20 protein-coding genes and 2 pseudogenes are annotated in these 22,911 nt (G+C 58.4%); 12 read left to right on the forward strand and 10 right to left on the reverse strand.

Annotated features, from left to right (window positions below; translation table 11 throughout):
* Nucleotides 1–223 precede the first annotated feature (223 nt).
* The 9 genes and pseudogenes from EKM88_RS00860 to EKM88_RS00900 all read left to right on the forward strand — a co-directional run bounded on the left by EKM88_RS00860 (nt 224) and on the right by EKM88_RS00900 (nt 10,617).
* Entirely contained in the window at nt 224–829 is a 606-nt protein-coding gene (locus EKM88_RS00860; RefSeq protein ID WP_125702291.1) for a DUF975 family protein, read from the forward strand.
* A gap of 161 nt (nt 830–990) precedes the next feature.
* A complete protein-coding gene (locus EKM88_RS00865) occupies nt 991–1,905 on the forward strand; it encodes an ABC transporter ATP-binding protein (RefSeq protein WP_125702292.1) in 915 nt (304 codons plus the stop codon).
* 2 nt (nt 1,906–1,907) lie between these two features.
* A complete protein-coding gene (locus EKM88_RS00870; protein WP_125702293.1) occupies nt 1,908–2,678 on the forward strand; it encodes an ABC transporter permease in 771 nt (256 codons plus the stop codon).
* A 48-nt stretch (nt 2,679–2,726) separates the two neighbouring features.
* Nucleotides 2,727–3,017, forward strand: a pseudogene (locus EKM88_RS00875) (heavy metal-binding domain-containing protein).
* Between the two features lie 627 nt (nt 3,018–3,644).
* Nucleotides 3,645–3,986, forward strand: a complete 342-nt coding sequence (locus EKM88_RS00880; RefSeq protein WP_164511946.1) for a helix-turn-helix domain-containing protein — start codon at nt 3,645–3,647, stop codon at nt 3,984–3,986.
* Nucleotides 3,987–4,141: 155 nt separating this feature from the next.
* Nucleotides 4,142–5,974: a hypothetical protein gene (locus EKM88_RS00885; RefSeq protein WP_125702295.1), complete on the forward strand. Its 1,833-nt coding sequence runs from the start codon at nt 4,142–4,144 to the stop codon at nt 5,972–5,974.
* Between the two features lie 245 nt (nt 5,975–6,219).
* Nucleotides 6,220–7,068: a PRD domain-containing protein gene (locus EKM88_RS00890; RefSeq protein ID WP_125702296.1), complete on the forward strand. Its 849-nt coding sequence runs from the start codon at nt 6,220–6,222 to the stop codon at nt 7,066–7,068.
* Nucleotides 7,069–7,169: 101 nt separating this feature from the next.
* A complete protein-coding gene (locus tag EKM88_RS00895) occupies nt 7,170–9,158 on the forward strand; it encodes a beta-glucoside-specific PTS transporter subunit IIABC (RefSeq protein ID WP_125702297.1) in 1,989 nt (662 codons plus the stop codon).
* Nucleotides 9,159–9,168: 10 nt separating this feature from the next.
* Complete coding sequence (locus EKM88_RS00900) at nt 9,169–10,617, forward strand: glycoside hydrolase family 1 protein (protein ID WP_125702298.1); 1,449 nt, start codon at nt 9,169–9,171, stop codon at nt 10,615–10,617.
* Between the two features lie 210 nt (nt 10,618–10,827).
* Here the strand turns inward: EKM88_RS00900 and EKM88_RS00905 are convergent, their stop codons facing one another.
* From EKM88_RS00905 to EKM88_RS00920, 4 genes are read right to left on the reverse strand one after another with little or no spacing between them, the layout of a single operon-like run.
* Nucleotides 10,828–11,853 (reverse strand): fructose-specific PTS transporter subunit EIIC, encoded by a 1,026-nt coding sequence (locus EKM88_RS00905; protein WP_125702299.1) that lies wholly within the window; start codon nt 11,851–11,853, stop codon nt 10,828–10,830.
* Entirely contained in the window at nt 11,846–12,166 is a 321-nt protein-coding gene (locus EKM88_RS00910; RefSeq protein WP_125702300.1) for a PTS fructose transporter subunit IIB, read from the reverse strand. The genes EKM88_RS00905 and EKM88_RS00910 overlap by 8 nt, the downstream gene beginning before the upstream one ends.
* A gap of 1 nt (nt 12,167) precedes the next feature.
* Nucleotides 12,168–12,611, reverse strand: a complete 444-nt coding sequence (locus tag EKM88_RS00915; protein WP_125702301.1) for a PTS sugar transporter subunit IIA — start codon at nt 12,609–12,611, stop codon at nt 12,168–12,170.
* Nucleotides 12,608–14,011 (reverse strand): glycoside hydrolase family 1 protein, encoded by a 1,404-nt coding sequence (locus tag EKM88_RS00920; protein ID WP_125702302.1) that lies wholly within the window; start codon nt 14,009–14,011, stop codon nt 12,608–12,610. Before EKM88_RS00920 ends, EKM88_RS00915 begins: the two co-directional genes overlap by 4 nt.
* Nucleotides 14,012–14,145: 134 nt before the next feature.
* Between EKM88_RS00920 and EKM88_RS00925 the strand changes: the two genes are divergently transcribed.
* Nucleotides 14,146–14,853 (forward strand): helix-turn-helix domain-containing protein, encoded by a 708-nt coding sequence (locus tag EKM88_RS00925; protein WP_225418415.1) that lies wholly within the window; start codon nt 14,146–14,148, stop codon nt 14,851–14,853.
* 172 nt (nt 14,854–15,025) lie between these two features.
* On the opposite strand, the gene EKM88_RS00930 is transcribed toward EKM88_RS00925, so the two are convergent.
* From EKM88_RS00930 to EKM88_RS00950, 6 genes and pseudogenes are all read right to left on the reverse strand, one after another.
* Nucleotides 15,026–15,430: a hypothetical protein gene (locus EKM88_RS00930; RefSeq protein ID WP_225418421.1), complete on the reverse strand. Its 405-nt coding sequence runs from the start codon at nt 15,428–15,430 to the stop codon at nt 15,026–15,028.
* Nucleotides 15,431–15,454: 24 nt separating this feature from the next.
* Nucleotides 15,455–15,631 (reverse strand): annotated as a pseudogene (locus tag EKM88_RS13425) (helix-turn-helix transcriptional regulator); the annotation flags it as partial.
* A 188-nt stretch (nt 15,632–15,819) separates the two neighbouring features.
* Nucleotides 15,820–16,566, reverse strand: coding sequence for a transporter substrate-binding domain-containing protein (locus tag EKM88_RS00935; protein ID WP_125702305.1), 747 nt, complete (start codon nt 16,564–16,566; stop codon nt 15,820–15,822).
* Nucleotides 16,567–16,577: 11 nt separating this feature from the next.
* Nucleotides 16,578–17,318, reverse strand: coding sequence for an amino acid ABC transporter ATP-binding protein (locus tag EKM88_RS00940; RefSeq protein WP_125702306.1), 741 nt, complete (start codon nt 17,316–17,318; stop codon nt 16,578–16,580).
* Nucleotides 17,311–18,000, reverse strand: coding sequence for an amino acid ABC transporter permease (locus EKM88_RS00945; RefSeq protein WP_125702307.1), 690 nt, complete (start codon nt 17,998–18,000; stop codon nt 17,311–17,313). The genes EKM88_RS00940 and EKM88_RS00945 overlap by 8 nt, the downstream gene beginning before the upstream one ends.
* A complete protein-coding gene (locus tag EKM88_RS00950; RefSeq protein ID WP_125702308.1) occupies nt 17,981–18,640 on the reverse strand; it encodes an amino acid ABC transporter permease in 660 nt (219 codons plus the stop codon). Before EKM88_RS00950 ends, EKM88_RS00945 begins: the two co-directional genes overlap by 20 nt.
* A 1,856-nt stretch (nt 18,641–20,496) precedes the next feature.
* On the opposite strand from EKM88_RS00950, the gene EKM88_RS00955 reads away from it, so the two are divergent.
* Together EKM88_RS00955 and EKM88_RS00960 are read left to right on the forward strand one after the other, a co-directional pair.
* A complete protein-coding gene (locus tag EKM88_RS00955) occupies nt 20,497–21,954 on the forward strand; it encodes an amino acid ABC transporter substrate-binding protein/permease (protein WP_125702309.1) in 1,458 nt (485 codons plus the stop codon).
* Between the two features lie 2 nt (nt 21,955–21,956).
* On the forward strand, nt 21,957–22,697 hold the full coding sequence (locus EKM88_RS00960; RefSeq protein ID WP_125702310.1) for an amino acid ABC transporter ATP-binding protein: 741 nt from the start codon (nt 21,957–21,959) through the stop codon (nt 22,695–22,697).
* Nucleotides 22,698–22,911: the final 214 nt, after the last annotated feature.

Genomic DNA, 22,911 nt, shown 5'->3' on the forward strand with positions numbered 1-22,911 from the left:
AATGTAGACTGGAAAATCCAGTAGTTAGCGATCACCTTTGACTGCGGTGATCGCTGTTTTTGTGTCGCGGTCAATGCTTGAGGCTGGCACGTTAGCCGATCGCAGTAAAAGATTCGTTCAGGCCAAAAGAGTTGGATGTGGGCGGTCCCTACTCGAGGGTTCTCGCCCCCGTTGCGTCACTCAGTGTGATAAGATAGGGACACTTTAGAGAGGAGCTGAGCGAATGAATCGTGCCGCAATTAAAACGCAAGCCAAGGACCGGTTGCGCGGTCGCTGGGGGTGGGCCATTGCGCTGGCCCTAGTTGGCGATATCATGACGGTTCTGGTGGCTGGGGTGACGTTGGGCATCTTGGGGATGATCGTGTCGGCGGGGGTCGTGTTCACGTTCCTTGAGTTTGTGGATGGAACGGCGCCTGAATCCCTCTTCAACGGCATTTTTAGCGGGTTCACGGGTAAGCGGTTCATGCCCACCTTCCTGACGAATCTGCTAGTGGTGATCTTCGTTTATCTGTGGACCCTGTTGCTGATCGTGCCGGGGATCGTGAAGGCCTTGGCCTATTCGCAGGCCAACTACATTGTCAAAGACATGACGGATGCCGGTCGCGAAATCGGCGCCGTGGATGCGATCAACGCAAGCCGTGAGCTGATGGTTGGCCACAAGGCGGAGCTCTTCGTGTTGCAGCTCAGCTTCATCGGGTGGGGCCTATTAACGGTGCTAACGCTGGGGATCGGGCTGTTATGGCTGGTGCCGTACATGCAGACAACTTACGCCTGCTACTACCGGCAGCTGGCCGGGGACCGCTTCCGCGTGAGCGGCGAAAACAACTAGCGACAACTGGGCGTCACGCAATGCGCGGGGCGCTTTTTTTGTGCAGCGGGTCGGCAAAATGATATTGCCCGGGCAATAATCGGCCGCAGGGCGGAGGCAACGGTGCGCGTTTATGGTATTCTTTTCACATGAATGCGCATTGGCGCTGGAGGAGGGGCAGAATGACGAGCACGATTCTAACGGTCGACCACCTGGACAAGGCGTTCGGCGGCAAACAAGTGCTGCACGGCGTGGACTTTTTCGTCGAGGAAGGGCACGTGGTCGGCCTGGTCGGGCCGAACGGGGCAGGTAAAAGTACCATCATGAAGGCGATCCTGGGGTTGATCCCCATCAACGCTGGCGGGGTCGAAATTGGCGGCGAGCCGGTTTCCATCACGAGCCACCGCGCACTGCGCAAGGTCGGCGCACTGATCGAATACCCAGGGATCTATCCGTTTTTGACCGGTCGGCAGCACCTGGAGCTGTTCGCGGCCAAGCACCACCAGGCGACCAACATCAAGCAGATCGTGACGGCGCTGGGTATGGACACGTACATTGACCGTAAGGCGAAGCTGTACAGCCTCGGGATGAAGCAGAAGCTCGGGATCGCTCAAGCGCTGGTCAACCAGCCGAAGCTCGTGATCCTCGACGAGCCGATGAACGGGCTGGACCCGCAGGCGGTCAAGGATCTGCGTGACATTATCCGCAACATGGCCGCCAACGGCACGAGCTTCCTGATCTCCAGCCACATTTTGTCGGAATTGGAAAAAGTCGCCGATGACGTCCTGATCCTGAACCACGGCCACATTGTGCGCGAGGCGCCGATGGCCGACCTCGCCAAGGTCGGGGGGCTGACCTACGTGATCACGCCGGCCAACCTGAGCCAGGCCACGACCGCGCTGACGCTGGCGAAGGTCGCCTACACGATCGAAGGGGCCACCGTGGTGCTGCATGAGGACACCGACACGGACCTGCTGAACGCGGCGCTGTACGCCCTGGTGCAAAACGGGGTCGCGATCAAGGCGATCGACCGCAAGGCCCGCGATCTGGAAGCCGCCTTTTTGGCCATGGTGCATGAAGACAAGGGGGAGGCGTGAGCATGGGGACATTAATTCAGCAAGAATGGTACAAACTGACGCACAAACTCGGCACGTGGCTGGCCATCGGCTTCATGGTGCTGGTGCAGGTCGCGATGGCGGTACTGGCCGCCGTTTACCCGGACTCCCCGTTGTTTAATGCTAGTACCTTGGTTGAGAACAGCTACATCGGCGGCGATCTGGTGATGTTCATCGCGATCGCCAGTGTCGCCAGCATCGTATCCATGGAATTTCAGTACGGCACGATGAAGCAGCTGCTGTACCGCCAGTACTACCGCAGCCAAGTGTTCCTCAGCAAAGTCGTGGTCGCCGTCCTGCAATTCCTGATACTTCAGGTGATCGCCGCGGCGATGACGGTGGTGCTGAGCCTGATCGGGGGCAAGTACGACTGGTTCGCCACCGCCAAGAACGTGCCGCACTGGCAGACCTACGCGCTGGGTCAGGCCGGGACGCTTTTGATGGGGCTGTTGCTCCTGTCGGTGGTGCTGATGCTGTCGACGCTGTTCAAAACCAACGCGGCCGCGATCGCCAGTGGGTTTATCGGCTACTTCGTGATCACCATCGCGGCCGGCATCCTGATCGCGCTGATCGCCAAGTGGGAATGGCTCAAGTGGAACCCGTTCACCTTCCTGATGACCGGCAACCAGCTGGTCACGCCGGCCCTGGCCAACATGACGCACCTTACCACCCCGGTGATGGTGGTGGGGAGCCTCGTTTACACGGTGCTCTTTGGTCTGATTGCCTACGCAAGCTTCCGCAAGCGGAGCATCTAAAAGGAAGAATTGAGAATGGCAGAGATGGTCGTGACCACGACAGAATAGATCCCGGGCCGTACTTATGAGATCATTGGGGAAGTCTTCGGTGTCACCACGTAGTCCCGCAACATGGTCTCGGATCTCGGTGCCGGGCTCAAAAGCATCGTTGGCGGCGAAATCTAGGGTTACACCAAGATGCTGCACGAGTCGCGCGACCGGGCCATCGCCCGCCTGCACGAAGACGCCCAGGCCGCGGGCGCCAATGCCGTGGTGATGATGCGATTTGACTCCGGCTCGATCGCCGGCGATATGCAATCCGTCGTCGCTTATGGGACGGCGGTTAAGTTCACGAATTGATCGGCGCGCGTGAAAAGTAGCCAAAAAGGGTTCCGTCTGGTATATTGAAGATACAAAAAGTGTCTCGGCTGCAACCGAGACACTTCCCACACGGCTGAATCGGTCGGTGGCCTTACTTACAGCAAACTAATGTAGTCGCGCAAGAATCGGCGAAGATTGACGAGCGCGGCTATTAGTTTGCTCTTTTTCAGTGCATCTGCACATTCGTACTCCAGCCAAAGCAGCAATTTCACTGCGGCAACTAACACTGGAACGGTTCTCACAATTCCAGTCGCTAGAAGCCTTAGGCCATAGACGAACACTGTCAATAACACAAGGAAATGTGTTACGTCAGCGAGCAACAAGTTGCCCCTCCTTTCGTTTGTGTTCGATCCGGATCACTCCATTTCGCATCACTCCCTTCGGTTCGGGCCACCGCGTCGATTCAGTTGTGTGTTTCGTTAGTATAACAGGAAAGCAAAAAAGCCGAAACGATTTTCACTGTTGCTAGGTAAAAGTAGTGCCGATATGATTATTCGATATATTTTTCCGGTGATTAGAATAATTTTGAGCCAACTCAGTCAACGCGTGTCTCGTCCGCGTGAATGCGCTACAATAGTAGTAGAATCACGCGAGGGGGCGATGGCGATGACCACGGCGAAGCGCTATGTGGTAATGAACGAATTTGGTGAGTTTTTACAGGACGATAATCTCTTGCTGTTACCTGCATGGACGGTGGAGCTGCGCAAAGCTTGGATGAGCCTGGGGCAGGTCGAAGCCGAGCGCGTGGCGCATCAGGCCAACGGGCAGGCGTTCGAGCTGGCGCCGCAGCCGGTGGTCTCCGATGGCACCGCGGTGACGCACCGCGGCCTGCCGGTTTCGGTGCAGCAGCAGGTGATCACGTTGCGTCAGCAAGGGCTGTCGTACCGCAAAATCGCCAAGTTGCTGAATATCTCGAAGTCTACGGTGGGCAATATTATGAGTCGTTGACTTGAAGCGGCCAGCTTTTTCCGTTCGGTGAAGGGTGACCGCTTTTTCTGTGGCGTCGACAACTCCGCCTTTCGCCCGATGTGACGACAGGAGAAATTTGGGATACTCTTTGCAGATAACTTGGGCTTAGGTCCGGTGATAATGGAGGATTAACGATGTTGGGATTATTCCTGGGGATCACCCTGCGCTTCACGGCGCTGGGCGTGCTGGTGGGGCTGCTAGGCGTGGCGGCGCTGGCCACGGCGAAGCGATCGGGCCGGGCCCTGCGGCTACTGGGGCTTTTGGCCGGTCTGTTCGTGCTGGCCGCTGCGGCGGTGTACTTCACGTTGCCGGAGCCGAGCCTCGCGACCACGGTGCAGCTGAACCTGTGGAGCCTGGTCGTGATGGCGCTGGTGGTGGCGACCGTGGCCGGCGCGCCGGCCGTGGACTGGCGCCAGTTTGCGACAATGGGCAAGCACCGGAAAAAGGCCGCGCGCGACGCGGAACCGGCCAAGCCGACGAAGTTTGGCCGGCAGTTTGCCAAGTTGGCCGCGGCGGGTGCAGGCCTGGCGATCGTGGCCTGGATCGCGTTCACGGGGATGGGGCTGATCGATGCCAAGCAGATCGCCACGCAGGCGCCGGTGGTGAGCTACGATTCCACCACCAAGGCCCCGCTGCCAGTGGTGGGGGCCAAGTCGACGCAGGCGCCAGTGGTCAACGCCCCATCCACGGTGCTGACACAGGTGAACAACTCACTGAGCAACATCCCGAACGCCAACGTCTACGCGGTCGACCACGTGCGTGCGCAGATCAACGATGGCAAGCTGGTGTACGTCGCGCCGCTGGATTTTGACGGGAGCTTCTTCCGCTACCTGCGCTACAAGCAGGTGGACGGCTACTTCAAGGTGTCGGCGACCAGTAAGTCTGCCACGCCGAAGTTTGTCAAAAAGGCGATGCGCTACACCCCGGCGGCGTACTTTGGCCAGGACACCAAGCGTCTGATGTACGCGGCGACCGCGAACACCGGCTATGTGCTGATGCAAAACGCGCCGCAGCTGGAGATCGCCAACGATGGCACGCCGTACTATGTGGCCACGCTGGTGCGGCGCTACGGCGTCACCAACCGGCAGGATTTTCGCCACAAGGCCGTTGTGACGCTGAACGCCGAGACGGGCAAGCTGCGTTTTTACCGCGACCTGAGCCAAAAACCGGCCTGGCTGGACGTCGCGATCGACCCGACCACTGCCAGCGACCAGGTGGCGGCGTGGGGCAGTGAGCGCAACGGCTGGTGGAACGCCAACGGCTTCGGCGGCGCGCGCACCGGCGTGATGGTGGCCGTGAGCGGTGCCGGCACCGAGGGGCACGACAACGAGGTGACGCCGGTGATGTATGATGGGCAGATCTTCTACCAGCAGGCGCTCACCTCGGCCAAGTCGACTCAGACCTCGGTGATGGGCTACACCTTCACGGACGCTGCAATCGGCAAAACGTATTACTACCGCGAGCACCACGACGCGATGACGCCGGATCGGGCGCAGAAGCTGGCCAAGGACATGATGAAGCAAACCGGCTGGAAGCCGAAGATGCCGATGCTGTACCGGATCGACGGGCGCCCGACCTGGGTGGTGTCCATGCTGGATTCCTCTAATGCCTTCCGCAGCTACGTCTACCTGCTCGCCAGCGGCAACGGGACGCAAAGCACCGTGGCGACCGGCGAGGACGCAAACACCGCGCTGGCCAAGTACCGCGCGCTGTTCGGCGATGATCCCACCGCCGCAGCTACGACCGGCAAAAAAGTGACCGCCACCGGCACCGTTGCCCGCATCAGCCTCAGCAGTGATGCGATGAGCTTTTTGCTGCAAGGCCAAACAGTGGTGTACACCGTCAGCGTGAAGACAGATCCGCTGGCCCGCTTCATTCAGCCGGGCGATGCGCTGACCTTCACCGCGCGCGTGGCGGATGACCAAGGGAGCGTCACCGGCAAGGTCACCAATGCAGCGCTGAAGTAAGTCGATCATTGCCCGGGCAATAATGCGCGTGAAGCGCCAACCCCGTCAGGCCACCGCGGTCTGACGGGGTTTTTGGTGTCACGAGGCGTAAAACTTGACGATTCTTGAATGTAACCGGTATCATGCAGGAGTAAAAATAGTGTGTTACTGATTCGATCAGGCATAACCTACATTACACCGCGGACACGTGTGGCATTGTAGGCTTTTTTTGTGACAAGCGATTCATCTCGGTGGGGGGCGGTGACGTGAAGTACGTCAAAAACTTTAATAACAACGCCGCGCTTGTGGTGGATGGTCACCAGACGGAGTGGATCGTGCTGGGCAACGGGGTCGGCTTCGGCCATCGCCCGGGCGATGAGATCGAACCGGCGCATGTGACGCGCTACTTCAAGGCGGATGAGGCCGAACGCGCGCAACTCGATGCGCTGGGCGGCTTCTCCGCTGCCATCACGGATGCGACGCTGAAGGTGGTCGCGGCGGTTGAGGCGCAGCTGAAGGTGCACTTTACGGATTATCAGTACCTGATCCTGGCCGACCACATTGACTTCGCGGTGCGGCGCGCCCGCGCCGGCATCGCGCTGTCGGACCCGGCGAGCAAGTGGGAGCTGCGCAAGCTGTTTCCCGCGGCGTATGCGGCCGCGCAAACGGCGCTGGGGCTACTCACCGGGGAGCTCGGGTGTGACTTTGCCGATGATGAGGCCACGTTTTTGACCTATCATTTCGTCAATGTGGAAAGCGAGCGCGAGCGGCTGCAGGACACGATCGCCATCGCGCAGCTGATGACCAGCGTGATCCGGATCGTGCAGCTACAGTATTCGATGACGTTGGATGCGGAGTCGTTCAACTACAGCCGCTTCGTCTCGCACCTGCGCTACTTTTTGATCCGCAAGCTCAAGGCCGAGGCGGAGCCCAGCCAGCCGCTGGACCCGAGCTTCCTGCAGCTGATGGCGCGGAAGTATCCCCGGGAAGTGGCGGCGGTCGACACGATCGTCAAGTATTTGCACAAGGCGCGCGGCTGGGAGGTTTCGGCCAATGACCGCGTGTACCTGACCCTCCATATCTGGCGGGTCACGCACCGCGACCAAGTTGAATAACCGGGTGTGTTACTGGCAACAGGCATTGACCCAAGGCGACGCTGATTTGGCGTGGCTTTGGGTCTTCTTTTTCGCTTAAGGGTTGAAAGGAGTGTTTTTTGATGGCTTACGAAGAACTGGCCGACGCCATTATGAAGGATGTCGGCGGCAAGGACAATGTCAACAGCGTGGTCCACTGTACCACGCGGTTGCGCTTCAAGTTAAAGGACGAAAGTATCGCCAAGGAGGCCGACTTGAAGGCCTTGGATGGGGTTGTGACGGTGGTGAAAAGCGGGGGCCAATTCCAGGTCGTCATCGGCAATCAGGTGGCCGAGGTGTACAACACGATGGTCAAGCGGGCCGGCTTGCCGGACGCCGGCGAGGTGCCCGACGAAAACAACGCAACCAGCGCGGCAGCGGCCCAGATGAGCCTGCTGGACCGGTTCATTGACCTGATTTCCAGCATTTTCACCCCGGCCTTGGGGCTCTTGGCCTCCACGGGGATGATCAAAGGCTTCACTGCGATGTTCGTGGCGCTGGGCTGGCTGGTACCGACTGCCGGCACGTATGTCATCCTGAACGCGATCGGCGATGCGTTCTTCTACTTCCTGCCGGTGCTCCTGGGGTACTCGGCGGCGCGCAAGTTTGCCCTCGATCCGTTCATCGGCATGGCCATCGGGGCGGTGCTGGTGTACCCGAGCCTCGTGGCGCTGGCGCCGATCAACGTAGCCAGCGGTACGCCGCCGCTGATGACGGTGTTTGCCGGCACGTTTTTGGCCACGCCGGTGTACGCGACTTTCCTCGGCATTCCGGTGTTGATGATGAACTACACCGCCTCGGTGGTGCCGGTGATCATCTCAGTGTGGCTGGCGAGCCGGCTCAAAGGCTGGCTGGACCGGCGGATCCCCACGGTGGTGCGCACGTTTTTGGTGCCGTTTTTCACGCTGCTGATCATCGCGCCCTTGACGCTGTTGCTGGTGGGCCCGGTGGTCAGCTGGCTCAGTGAGGCCGTGTCGGCGGCGGTCATCGGGCTGTACAGCCTGGCGCCGGTACTGGCCGGGGCCGCGCTTGGGGCCGTCTGGCAGGTGCTCGTGATCTTTGGCCTGCACTGGGGCCTGGTGCCGGTTGGCGTGATGAACGTGGCCAACCACGGCGCAGATCCGGTGCTGGCGCTGATCGGTAGCGCATCGTTCGCTCAGATCGGGGTCGTGCTGGCGGTGATTTTGCGCACGAAGAACCAGAAGCTCAAAGGCTTGGGCTGGTCGGCGTTCATTTCGGGGATCTTCGGTGTCACGGAGCCGGCGATCTACGGGGTGACGCTGCCGCGCAAGCGCACCTTCGTCCTCAGCTGTATCGCCGCCGGTGCCGGCGGCGGGGTGATGGGGCTGATGGGCAGTCAGTTTTATATGATGGGTGGACTGGGCGTCTTCCAGTTCCCGTCCATGGTCAACCCCAAGGGCGTTGATGCTGGTTTCACCGGCGCGCTGTTGGCCTGTGCCCTGTCGTTTGTGCTGGGGTTCGCGCTGACGATGTTTTTGGCCAAGAAAACCGACATTGATCCGGTCGCGGCCCCGGCGGATGCGCAAACGTTGGCTGCGGCGACCACCGGCACGGCGTCAGCTGAGGCCAAGGCCGATGCGTCAGCGACTGCGGTGGCCAGCGAGCTGCTCAAGGCGCCGCTGGACGGCACCGCGGTGGCGCTCAGCACGGTCAAAGACGAGGTGTTCGCCTCGGAATCGATGGGTCAAGGGATCGCGATCGAGCCCACCGGTCACGAAATTTTCGCCCCGGCCGATGCCACGGTGGTGCTGGTGTTTCCCACCAAGCACGCCATCGGGCTGCACACGGACCGCGGGGCGGACATTCTGATCCACATCGGTATGGACACGGTGGCGCTTGAAGGCAAGTACTTTGAAACGCTGGTGCAGCAGGGCGACCACGTCACAGCGGGGCAGCTGCTGACGACCTTTGACCCCGCGGCCATTAAGGCAGCCGGGTACGCGGTCACCACGCCGATCATCATCACCAACACCGGCAGCTACACCAACGTGACGGGGCTGCAGGCGGGGCCGGTCACGCATGGGGATGCGCTTTTGGCGCTGGACAAATAAGGAGGCAACCATGGCAACTCATTTTCCGAAGGGCTTCCTGTGGGGCGGTGCCACTGCGGCCAACCAGTACGAAGGTGCGTGGCAGGCGGATGGTAAGGGCGACAGCACCGCGGACCACCTGCTAGGTGGCAGCGTGACGCAACCGCGGCGCTTTGCCGAAGACGCGGAGCAACCCGGCTATTTTCCGGCGCATGTGGCCAGTGATGGCTACCACCACACCGAAGCGGATATTAAGCTGATGGCGGACATGGGCTTTTCCGTGTATCGCCTGTCCATCGCTTGGACACGCCTGTTTCCCAAGGGGGACGAGCGCGAGCCGAACCAGGCGGGCCTGGATTATTACCGCCGCGTGTTTGAACTGTGCCGCCAAAACGGGATCGAGCCGCTGGTGACGCTGTCGCACTTCGAGCTTCCGTACCACCTGACCGCGGCGTATGGCGGGTGGGGCGACCGCCGGCTGATCGACTTTTACGTCCATTACGCGACCACGGTCCTGCGGGAGTACGCGGGGCTGGTGCGCTATTGGATCACTTTCAACGAGATCAACATCGGCTTTCTGCTGGGCAGCTATCTGTCGCTCGGTTTGCCGGTGCCGGATGGGGCGGTGCCGATCAGCACCACGCAAACGGACGCAGCGCTGCAAGCCAGCCTGACCGCGCTGCATCACCAGCTGGTGGCCAGCGCTAAGGTGGTGCAGATCGCCCATGCGCTGGATCCTGCCAACCAGGTGGGCTGCATGATCGCCGGCATGGTGGCGTACCCGCTGACCGCCGCCCCGGCGGATGTGCTGTTGGCGCAGCGCGCCAACGAGCTGAACAATTTTTACTGCGGGGACGTGCAGGTGCGCGGCCACTACCCCGCCATGGCCAAGCGTTACTGGCAGGAACACGACATTCAACTGACGGTGACCGACGCGGATGCGGCAGTGTTGGCCGCCGGTACCGTTGATTTTTACAGCTTCAGTTATTACAGCTCGGGCACCGAAACCGCCGATGCGGACAAGCGTGAGCTGACCGGGAACATGAGCGTCGGGGTCAAGAACCCTTACCTGACGTACAGCGAATGGGGCTGGTCAACGGACCCGACCGGCCTGCGCTGGTACCTGAACACGCTGACCAGTCGCTACGAGCTGCCGCTGATGGTGGTGGAAAACGGCTTGGGGGCCGTGGATACGCTGACCGCGGCGGGCACCATTGAGGACGATTACCGAATTGCCTACCTGCGCGAACACATTCAAGCGATGTCAGACGCCATTGCGGATGGCGTGAATCTGATCGGTTACACGATTTGGGGGTGGGTCGACCTTGTGTCGGCTGGTACCGGTCAGATGGCCAAGCGCTACGGGGTCGTGTATGTGGACCGCGATGACACGGGGCAGGGCACGTTCCGCCGCCTGCCCAAGAAGAGCTATGCCTGGTACAAGCGCGTGATCGCCAGCAACGGGGCGGACCTCGCGTGATCGGCTGACGGCAGGCGCTACCCAGTCAAAACAAGTGCCGGTGAGCGTTGAGGTATTTGCCTCAGCACTTACCGGCACTTGTTTGTGTGGGAAACGACAATTGGGTCAAAAGTCATGCCGGGTCTCGACAACGACTCGTGGGGCCCCCGGAACTGGATGGTTGCCGCCCCTTATTCTTGTGTTTCCGATGTACAGGCGTCCCCCCGCTTGCTAGTTCACGTCAAGGCTTCCCGTTGAAACGCGGTGGCGCCGCCGGACGGTAATGACCAGTGCGGTCAGGATAACCACGAGGACGAATGCACCGACCCCGATGAGCGGATTGTTTGTGTAGGCCGCGGAGAACAGCGGGCCAAGCGCAACCGTTGAGTCGATTTTGAACACCGCGTAGATTGCACACAAGGTTCCACAACTCAGCATGTTGATGGGGATCATGGCCTTCGGATCCTCCAGCATGAACGGAATGGCGGGTTCGCTCATCATCAGGAAGCCCATCACAAAAGCAGTTTTGCTGGCGATTTGATCGTCTTCATCGAACAGGCGGTGGCGATCGAGGATCGCCGCCAGCCCGATCGCAAGCGATGGCACGCCGAATGCTGCAGTTGCCATCGTGATCGGCCAGTGAACGCCTTCGTTCAACATCGTCAAGGCGAACAGTCCGGCCACCTTATTCACGGGCCCGCCGAGGTCAAATCCAATCATTGCGCCCAGTAGAAGCCCCAGTAAAATTGCATTGGTCCCATAGAGATCCGTCAAAAATTGTTTCAACCACTCATTAACGAATTGAAGCGGTGCCTGCAAAACAAACACGGTCACAAGGCTCAGGACCAGCGTGACAACGGTGGGCGTGACTACTAACGAAAAGAGTGCCTTTTTAGACCCACTCATTTTGATAGTCGCCAACCACTTCGTCATGTAGCCGACCAATAACCCTAAGATGATGGAGCCGAAGATGCCCAAGCCTTGCTGGTTCGCGTAAACGGCGAAAATGAAGGCGGGCGCTAGCGCAAGCTTGTTCGCCACCGAATAAGCAATGAACATCGTGCAGAAAATATCGAAACGTTGTAGGCCAGTGTCCGCAATGAATTTGAAAAGGTCATACAGCGGGAACGCTTTAGGCATGAAGGTGATGATCGCTTTGAACAGCGCGCCGATAATAATGACGGGTAGCATGTAGTTGACCCCGGCAACGAGGTGACGTTTGACTTCGCCCCAAGAGAAGCCTGTCGATTTAGCCATTCGCCTGCGCCCCCATTTCTGTCAATTGCGCGATGACGCCCTTGGCATTCGCTAACACATCGTTGGTGCCGATCGTCAGCGTTGGTTTGCCGGCGAAGCGCTCGATGCCTTCAATGTTCACATCAATGGCCAAAACAACTGCATCGGCTTCGCTGATCTGCGCGGCCGTCAGCTGGTCCTCGATGCCAGAAGCGGATTGTGTCTCAACGTGCATTGTGGCGCCCGCTTTTTTGGCGGCTTTTTTCAAGCCACTAGCCGCCATAAACGTGTGCATTAAACCTGCCGGGCAAGCAGCAACTGCAACAAATTTCATCTTATTCATCCTCCTCTAAAACCTGAATGATCTCAGCTGGCGTTTGGGCTGCCTTGAGTGCCGTGATCACTGCTTCGTCTGCCAATTGTCCCGCGATCATCGCAAGGAGCTTCAAGTGGGTGTCGGCCACTGCGGCCGGCGTCAAGATCATGATGACCGTGTCGACCGCGGAACCGTCGAGTGTGGTCCAAGCCACTGGCTGGGCCAGCCGGCCGATCACGATTGCTGGGTGTTGAACCGCCGCCGTTTTCGCGTGGGGGATCGCGATCCCCTGAACGAACCCGGTCGGCACGTCTGCTTCGCGCGCCAGGACTGCCGCAATTGCCTCGTCGGGTGCGCTTACGGCCTCGGTTTGCTCATGGCGAACGAGCTGGTCGATCACCGCTGCCATACTGGTCGCGGTGAGGCCTAACTGGACATTATTCGGAGTCAAAAGTGGCGTCATGCCAATTCGCCTCCTCGACTTGCGATCACCCGTTGGAACCAGCCGAAGCTCTTCTTGCGGTAGCGGGTCAGTGGGGTGATGTGCTGATCATCGCGATCCACGAAAATGAAGCCGTAGCGCTTACGCATTTCACCGCGGGAACTCAGAATGTCGATGGGCCCCCAAGTGAGATAGCCCATGCAGTCGACCCCGTCATCTTGAACTGCCATCTTCAGGGCTTGCAAGTGTTGCCGCAGGTAATCGATCCGGTAATCATCCGCAACGGTCCCTTCGGCATTCAGCTGCTCCTCAACGCCCAGGCCGTTTTCCATCACGAATACCGGCAGTGCGTAACGATTTGCGATGGCGTTCAGTCCCTGGCGCAGGCCAGTCGGGTCAATGCTCCAATCCCACTGCGTGCGTTTCAGGTAAGGGTTGTCCGGCAACCCGGATTTCTGCCCGATAAAGGTGCGGTACAGTAGCCGGCCGATCGCTTCGTCAGCGAACTGGCGACTCGTCACCAGCGACGAGTAGTAGCTCAGCCCGATGAAGTTGGCCGTCCCTGCGGCAAAGATCGCCGCGTCTTCAGGCTGGGTCTGGACGGTGACGCCCAAGCGGGCCCAACGCTTCTTCGCCCGATTCGGGTAGTGGCCGCGCACCAGCACATCCAGTGTTTCGAAGTTGTAATCTTCGGTCATGGCTTGTGCGGCGAGCGTATCCGCAGGGTGACTCGTTTCAGGATAGATCGGGCTGTAGTTGATCATGCCGCCAACATGCGCGTTGGGGTCATGCTGCTTGACCGCGCCGATGAATCCTGCGGCCGCAAGATTCAGGTGGTATCCGATCTGTTCACCGACTTGGTCAAAATCGGCGTCTGTCGGTTGGTGTCCACCCAGTACCAGCGAGGCCATCTTGCACCCGTTTTGTTCGTTCATCGGGAGCCAGTAGTGTACCTTGTCCCCGTACTCCCGAATCAAAAGCGCGGTGTACTGCGCGAATGCCTCAACAACCGCGCGATTTTCCCAGCCACCGTAGCGCTTGATCAGCGCGGCTGGGAGATCGAAATGATAGGCACAGATGATCGGTTCGATGCCCCGCGCTAGCAGTGCATCGATGAAATCGTGATAAAACTGGATCCCTATCGGATTCTCAGCACCTTCGCCAGCTGGCAGTACGCGTGACCACGCAACGGAGAACCGGTAGCTGTTGAAGCCCAGTTCTTTGAATAGATCAAAATCCGCCTCATAGCGATGATATGTGTCGATCCCTGTCCCTAGGCTAATCGGTGAAAACCCGAGTTTGGCGCCGACCAGATCGTATAGCGAGCCGCCTTTACCGTATTCGGGGGCCGTTGCGCCTTCCGTCTGCTGGGCGGAGACCGAGCCACCCCATAAGAATGATGGTGCGAGTTGTTCTGTCATTGTCTGACCTCCTTTATGGAACAAGAATAAGGCGGGAAATCAAGTCACAATGTTAACCTTCGAACAAAAATGATATGATTGGCACATGAAGTGTAACCGGTATCATTTGATGAGGGGGGAAGACCGTGGCCAACATGACTTTAGACGAGACCGCGCGTGAGCAATTCGCCAGTGGGTATCGCCACCACTCGTACGGCATCGAAAAGGCCACGATGCGTGCATTTTTGGAAGGTAAAACGTCTGGCCTGTTCAAAGATCTTAACCTAGATACCTACATCGATATGTTGGCACCACAGCCGCTTCGTTCGATGAAAAATGGCCTGATCAGTTTTCTGACCATTTACTGCCGGCTGGCGATCGACCTTGGGCTCAATGCCGAGAAAAGTTTTGCGGTATCCGATCAGTTCATGAACAAGATTGAACTAACTGCCGATCGCCAGCAGATGGATGCCTTATTGCACGAAATCATGACGACCTACAAGCAGCTTGTCTTACGCGAAGAATATCGGGATTATTCATTGCATGTCGTGCGTGCGATTCGCTTCATTGCCGCTAAATTGTATGGCCCATTGACCGTTCAGGACGTGGCTGAAGAAGTGGGCATCAACGCGCATTACCTCGCCCGACTGTTTGCAGTCGAGCTTGGCTGTTCTCCCGCACAGTACATTCGCAACAAAAAAATGGCGGAGGCCAAGGAACTCCTCCGTCAAAGCACCTATTCGGTTGGTGAGATTGCCAGTATCTTGGGCTACTGTAACGCTGCGTACTTCATCAAAGTCTTCAGGCAGACAGCGGGGCAAACGCCGCACCGGTTTAAACAGATGGCGCATCAAGAAAGCTGAGTGTTATCGCATCAGGCCGTTGGGAGAACTTAAAACGGGCGCCTCGAGATCGATCTTGAGGCGCCCACCTAATACGCATTGTTTTGCTTGGTAAATTGCAACACAACTAGCCTTGGCGTGCTGAATAACATTGGTGCACCTGAATCAATGTCGACTGGTATCACGACATCGATTAGCGATCACTCCGATTTTTCGACGTGCGCCAAAGCAGGATCACTGCGCCGCAGATCAGTAAGCCCAACAGCCACGGATTCAGCGTGTGCCGCGGGTCCAGCGCTGCGACCACCGCCACCGCGATCAGCACCAAGCCAATGCGCACTTGGCGTTTCTGATTATTACGGCGTAGCGGCTTGACCAGCGCCTGAAACTGCGGGGCGTTGAGCCCAATGACGATCAGGTTGATCCATAGGAGTGCGATCAACCCATACTGCGTGGTCGTGCCCATGGTCATGCCGGCTACCCCCAGCGCTTGACCGGCGAATAAGGCGATGATGCCGGCGTCGACCGCCAGCGCGGTGTATTGCGTCCATGCGGCACGCCTGCGGGCCTGTTCCTTCTGCTTCAAATCATCCATCATCCGATAGTCCTCCTTAATGAGTGTATCTAAGGAAAGCTGATAGAGATTGCTAAGCGCGAGCAGACTTGAAATGTCAGGGTAGCTTCTGCTGTTTTCCCAATTAGAGATCGTCGTCCGCGTGACATGGACCGCCAAAGCCACCTGCGCTTGCGTCATTTTCGACATTGCGCGGGCTTTTTTCAACCGCTCACCAATTTCCATTCATCTTTCCTCCGATACCCTCACTATGGCCCCACCCCTTTGATCATACTAGTCAAGTGCGGGCACATCTAGGGATTTAGGGGTCAAGATGCTTGACCTGCTAAAAAGGGGCGAGGTTGGCGCGTGTCAGAGACAGATGGGCAGGCAGAATCTAGTGGGGGTTGGTTATTTCCCGGGCAATATTGCCCTCATTCCCCCATAATGATGTCTTGCGCCTGAATGTCTTGCCCGAAGTACGGCGCCAGGGTCTGCTGGTAGTCTTGCTTGAAGAAGCCGTCACCGTTGAGCGTCTTGATGCCAACGGTGTAGGTCGGATTGTTCTTGACCCAGGCGTAAAGGTAGGAGTTGTCGTCGGCCAAGGCTGCGGCGCGGTCACTCTTCAGCGCGCTGAACTGCTGCGTCTTGGAATCGTACTTTTGCAGCGTGACGCCCTTTTGCTTCTCGGTGAAATATTGCTCAGCCGTGGTTCCCTTGGTGACGATAACGGCCTTGCCTTGGAGTTGGCTGACCTTGGTGATCGGCGCGGTTTTCTTGGAAACCACGCCAACGGAGACCTTCATGTACGGCTCGGCGAAGTCCACGACCTGCTTGCGCTCCGGCGTGACGGTAAAGTTAGCGAGGACGAGGTCGACTTTGCCAGCCTTGAGCGCATCGACGCGCCCATCGGCATTGACCTGCACGAACTGCGCCTTGACACCGAGGTCCTTGGCGATGCGCCGGGCCAGGGTGAGATCATAGCCGACGCGCTTGCCACTTTGATCGATCCAACCGTACGGGCGCAGGTCGCCGAACACCGCGATCTTGATGACACCGGCCTTCTTGATCTGGGCAACAGTATCGGTGCTGGTGCTGGCGGACTTGCCGCAGCCGGCGGCCACCAACAGCAGGGCGGCGAGAACGGCGAGGAAGCTGAGGCGCTGCATCATTTTTTTCATTTATTTTCTCCTTAGCGGTCAGTCATGCTGGCCAAAAAATTGCGGGCGGATTCAGTCGGTGGCGCGGTGAAAAAGGCTTCTGCGGGCATGTCGGCGGTAATGCGCCCGTCGTCCAAAAAGAGGATGCGGTCGGCCACCTTGCGCGCAAAGCCCATTTCGTGGGTGACCACGATCATCGTCATGTCGGCCCGGGCGAGGTCGGTCATCAGCGCCAAAACGCCGTGCACCATCTCGGGATCAAGGCTGGCAGTGACCTCATCGAACAGCATCAGCGCCGGCTTCATGAGCAGCGCCCGCGCGATGGCGATGCGCTGTTTTTGCCCGCCGGACAAGGCGCTGGGGTAGCGGTCGGCGAACTCGGCGAGACCGAAGCGCGTCAAAAGGGTGCGCGCCGCGGTTTCGGCCTGGGCCTTGGGCTGATGCGCCACCTGCACCGGTGCCAGCATCAGGTTCGCGAGCACTGTCAGGTTGGGAAACAGGTCATAGCTCTGGAATACCATGCCGATGCGGCGACGCAGGGCTAACCACGTAGCTGGGGTCGGGTCAATGGCTTGGCCGGCGAACGTCAGCGTCCCGCCCTGAAAGGGCTCCAGGCCGTTCAGGGTGCGGATCAGCGTGCTTTTCCCCGAGCCGGAGCGGCCCAGCAGCGCAACCACCTCACCCTTGTTCACGGTGAAATTGATGTCTTCAAGCACCGGGGTTTGGCCGTAAGCCTTCGCCAAGTGATTCACAATCAGTAATGGTTCAGTCATTCGTGACCGCCTTTCGTTGTCGTGCGATGTGCTTGGCCCACCATGACAGCGGGGCGCACAGGAGGTAGTAGCCGATAAACAGGGCACCGTACAGCCAAAAGGCAAACGTCGGGTGTAGGTGCGAATTGGCCTCGACCAGTGTCTGGCCGACGTTGACCAGGTCCATAACGCTGATCATCAGCAACAGGCTCGTGGTTTTGATCACGCGGGTCGCCAGGTTGATGGTGCCCGGTAGCGCCAGCGGCACGGCCTGCGGGAACAAGATGAAGCGTAGCTGCTGGGCGCGGGTCAGGCCCAGCGCGGCACCGGCCTCAACTTGGTGGCGCGGCACGGCCACCAGCGCCCCGCGAACGATGTCAGACATTTCCGCGGCCGTCCACAGCGTGAACGTGACCACCGCCACCGCCTCACCACTCAGGTTCAAGCCGCCGAGCTGCGGCAGCAGGTAGTAGGCGACGAACAGCAGCACCACCGTGGGCACGATGCGAAAAATCTCCAAGTAGCCGCGCAGCACCACTTGTAAGCCGCGGTTCGGTAGCGTGCGCAGCGCCCCGAGCAGGGCGCCGAGGCTCAGCCCCAGCGCCAGCACCACCGCCGCCACGCGCAGCGTCACGCCAAAACCCGCCAGCAGGCGCGGCAGATTTTGCCCCTGAAAGAGTAACTCAAGCCCCGATTGTGACATGGCGCACCTTCCTCTCCAATTGTGTCAGGCCCCACGAAAGCGGCACGAGGATGATGGCGTAAGCGACCACCAGCATCAGGAGCGACTCGTTGCTGCGGTAGTACAGGCCGATCAGGTCCAGCGCGGTGTTCGTCAGCTCGGGGATCGCGATGACGGTGAAAATCGACGTCTCCTTGACCAGAAAAATCACGTTGGCCGCTAGCCCCGGGACCGCGGCGGTCAGACCTTGCGGTAGCACGATGAAGCGCGCCAACTGCCGTGGACTCAGCCCCAGCGCGGCGCCGGATTCCAGCTGACTTTTGGGAATGGCGTTATACCCACCGGTGAACGCCTCAGCCATGTAGCTACCGCCGAGAAAAATGAGTCCGAGCACGCCGCTGACCGGCGCGCTGAGTTTCAGCCCCAACCCCGGCAGGCCGTAGTAGATAAAGAATAACTGCACGAGCAGGGGCGTGTTGCGCGCCACGTCGACATAAACGCTGGCGACTTGATGCAGTCCGGGTACCCGGAAGTACTGCACAAGGCTGACCCCTGCGCCGATGCCGAGCGCACCGGCGATGCCGAGCGCCGCAAGCTCAAGTGTGAGCCAGAACGCGGCGCCAAACGCCGGCAGGCTGGCTTGAATAACAGACCAAGACATACGATTTCCTTTCAGAGCGGCGAAGCGTCGGATGATTCACCGCGACCTTTTGCGTTGAGTGGCACTGAGGTGAGTTGATTCAGTTGACAGGGACGACACATGCGACCACCTCCTTAGGTGTCGAGTCGGGTGAAGAGTTTGGTTTCTGGGTGTGAGTATCGTCGAGCTACGTGGCGCATGAGGGTGCGGTCTAAGCTATCCTGCCACTCGCGCCTAAGTGCGGGCGCAAGCTTTTTCCGGGGTCTTCTAACTGTGTTATCTTGGCCACAGACTTTCTGCCTCGCCTACTTCTTTCCGGTCTTCGTCGAGCGTCGCAAAGCAACGCGGAGGCGTCTAGCTGCACCCGAGCACTCGGGGCCAAGTGCGCCCCAAGCGCTCAGGCGCAGTTACCCGTTCCGCTAAGTGCGCTTTGCTCTGCTCTGGTTTTTGCGCCAGAACACAAAAAGGCGGTGTATCCAGGATTGCTCCTAGACACACCGCCCATTTAGTCGGGGTTCACGGGTGACGCAGATCGGTCGTCAGCAAGGTGAACCCACGTGTTGGGCATGTGTAAAAGAGCCGCTATGCGATGCATACCAGTTACACAGTGCCATACACGAGTTCATCTTGGTCTGGGCCATGAATTGCGTCCTCCTTTGTGAAATTAGAGTCATAGTACACCCGCCACGAACAGGTGTCAACGGGTCAATTTTAATTAATTGCGCACATGTTGTGCAAGAATAGAATGATGTGATTCGAGATAAATATAATTATTTTAGACGGAAAAGCAGTTATTTAGTATAATGACGAAACACACAACTGAATCGACGCGGTGGCCCGAACCGAAGGGAGTGATGCGAAATGGAGTGATCCAGCTCACAACACAAACGAAAGGAGGGGCAACTTGTTGCTTACCGAAATGACGCAGTTTCTTCAGTCATTGACGGGAGTCGTCTTATGCCTGCATGGGTTAGCCTTTATGATCGTTATAACCGGTCCTTGGCTTATCCTGGCAGTGGAAACACTGTTTGGGCTATGGCGATACAGTGTAGATACACTGAAAAAGAGCAAACTAATAGCCGCGCTTGTCCATCTTGGCAGATTCTTGCGCGACTACATTAGTTTGCGGTAAGTAAGGCCACCGACCGATTCAGTCGTGTGGGAAGTGTCTCGGTGACAGCCGAGGCACTTTTTGTATCTTTAATATAGCAGATAGAATCTCCTTTGGCTACTTTTCGATGTTTGTAAAAGAAAGGTGCACTGAAAAAGAGCAAACTAATAGCCGCGCTCGTCAATCTTGGCGGATTCTTGCGCGACTACATTAGGTTGCTCAGGTAAATTCGGCCACCGACCGATTTAGTCGTGTGGGAAGTGTCTCGGTGGCAGCCGAGACACTTTTTGTATCTTCAATATAGCAGATAAAATGATTTTCAGCCACTTAACGCCATTGCTTTAAGCGGGATTAGCTGACGACTGATAAGCATGCAAGGTTCTGCTTTTTAAATAATGCGAGAAATACAACTGGTTTTGAAGCAGATCACCAGCTAGTCATTTCGCGGAACGGGCAGAATTGCTTTGCTCGCAATAAAGGCAGACGAGTCATGCGCCTGGCGTAGCACTGCATGGCAATCGTTAACGCGGGGACGGGGCTGACGCTTAGAAGTAATCTTTTTTCTGAAACGCTCGCACCCTAACTTCTGGCTATCTACCCTGCACGCACCGTTTGGCTGGGGGAGCGGCAGTCATTTAACAACGGCTGCAAAACTTTCTCGCCGCCATGTCAGCTAACCTAACACAACCGCTCGACACCCTTTGCGAAAATCGCTATGGTAGAACCTGTAAGTTTTCAAATCCCAAATGAAAGTGGTGTGAGTAGTATGAAGCGCAAGTGGTTATTGACCACGCTATTGGCTGGCTTGTTATCGATTCTGACTTGGGGGATGCCCCGAGAACAGGTGCAGGCGGCCGAAACCTACACCATCGGAACGGACGTGACGTTCGCGCCGTTCGAGTTCGCGGACAAGAACAATCAGTACGTCGGCATCGACATTGACCTGCTCAATGCGATCGCCAAGGAGGAAGGGTTCAGCGTTCAGTGGAAAACGGTTGGCTTCAACGCCGCCGTTCAGGCGCTGGAGGCGGGCCAGATCGATGGCGTCATGGCGGGGATGAGCATCACCCCGGAGCGCCAGCAGAAGTTCGCGATGTCCGACCCCTACTACAAGTCAGGGATCGCCATGGCGGTGGCTAAGAATTCCAGCATTCAGTCGATGAAGGACCTGAAGGGGAAGCGCGTGGCAGTCAAAACCGGGACGGCCTCGGCCGATTTTGCCAACGCGAACAAAAATAAGTATGGCTTCACCACCGTCACGTTCGATGACTCGAACAACGTCTACCAGGACGTGACCACCGGCAACTCGCAGGCCTGTTTCGAGGACTTTCCGGTCATGCAGTATGGTATCGCGACCGGTGTCGGCCTCAAGGTGACGAACAAGACCCCGTACGAGGCGAACAACTACGGCATTGCCGTGCTCAAGTCGCATCAAGCGGACCTGCTTGTGAAAATCAACGCAGGGCTGAAGAAGCTCAAGCAAAACGGCCAGTATGACAAGATCGTCGCCAAGTACCTCGGCGATGGCTCGCAGGCCTCCCAAGCCAAGAAGACCAAGGCCACACAGGAAACGGACCGCAGCTTCTTGGGCCTGCTCAAGAGCAACAAGGACACGCTGCTTGCCGGGCTGCTTGAAACGATGGAACTGACCGTGGTCGGCATCCTGTGCGCCACCGTCATCGGGGTGCTGATCGGCCTGCTGGGCGTCGTGCCCAACGCCATTGCCCAAGGCGCGGCCACGACCTTCATCTACATTTTCCGCGGCCTGCCGATGATCGTGCTCGCACTGTTCATCTACACCGGGATCCCGAGCCTCACCGGCGCCCACATTCCGGCCTTCATCGCCGGGATCATCACCCTGACGCTGAACGAAGGCGCGTACACCGCGGCCTTTGTCAAAGGCGGCATCAAGGCCGTCGACCGGGGGCAGATGGAGGCGGCGCGCAGCCTCGGCCTGCCATGGGGCAAGGCCATGCGGCGCGTGATTTTGCCGCAGGGGATCAAGATCATGATCCCAAGCTTCATCAACCAGTTCATCATCACCCTGAAGGACACGTCGATCCTCTCCGTCCTCGGACTGCTTGAGCTGACCCAAACCGGGAAGATCATCATTGCCCGCAACATGGAAGGCTTCAAGATCTGGACCATGGTCGCCTTGATCTACCTCGTCCTCATCACGCTGTTGACCTGGCTGTCGAACTACATTCAAAAGAAGGTGCACTGATCATGACGAAGACCCGCATTGAGATGAAAAACGTCCACAAACGTTACGGCCACAACGAGGTCGTCCAAGGCGTGGACCTCAAAGTCGAAGATAACGAAGTCGTGGTGCTGATCGGCCCATCCGGCGCCGGTAAGAGTACCGTTTTGCGCATGATGAACGGGCTGGAAACCACGACCTCCGGCGAGATCCTGATCGACGGCACGGACATCGCCAAAGCCCACGTCGACATCGACAAGGTGCGCCAGAAAATTGGCATGGTGTTCCAGCACTTCAACCTGTTTCCGAACCTGACCGTGCTGGGCAACATCACCATGGCGCCGGTTGAGCTCGGCCTGATGACCAAGGCGGAAGCCGACAAGGAAGGCCGCCGCCTGCTCGATGTGGTCGGCCTGGCGGACAAGGTGGACGCGCGCCCCGCGAAGCTCTCCGGGGGCCAAAAGCAGCGCGTTGCCATCGCCCGTGCGCTGGCCATGCACCCCGACATCATGCTGTTCGACGAGCCGACCAGTGCGCTTGATCCGGAAATGGTCGGCGATGTGCTGGCCGTCATGCGGCGGCTGGCGGACGACGGCATGACCATGGTGATCGTGACCCACGAAATGGGCTTCGCCAAGGAAGTGGCCGATCGCGTCGTCTTCTTCGGGGATGGCAAGATCCTCGAACAAGGCAGCCCGGCCCAGATGTTCGACCACCCGCAACACGAGCGGTTGCAGGGCTTTTTGCAGAAGGTGCTGGAAGCTTAATGCTAAAAGATCGTGCTCTCATCATCCTTGGATGGTGGGGGCATGTTTTTGTACTGGGCCAACCGTGTGGGTGCGTGTTTTCACTTCGGTTAAAGGGCCACATTTTCAAGCAAAATCGGCTGAAAAACGCTCTGAGCAAGCCGTTCGCGGTAACGGATCGGCCCAACCAACCAAAAACAGAAATTACTAGCGGCGAATATTGCGTAAAATCAAT

Source organism: Lacticaseibacillus daqingensis (assembly GCF_003946115.1).
GTDB lineage: Bacteria > Bacillota > Bacilli > Lactobacillales > Lactobacillaceae > Lacticaseibacillus > Lacticaseibacillus daqingensis.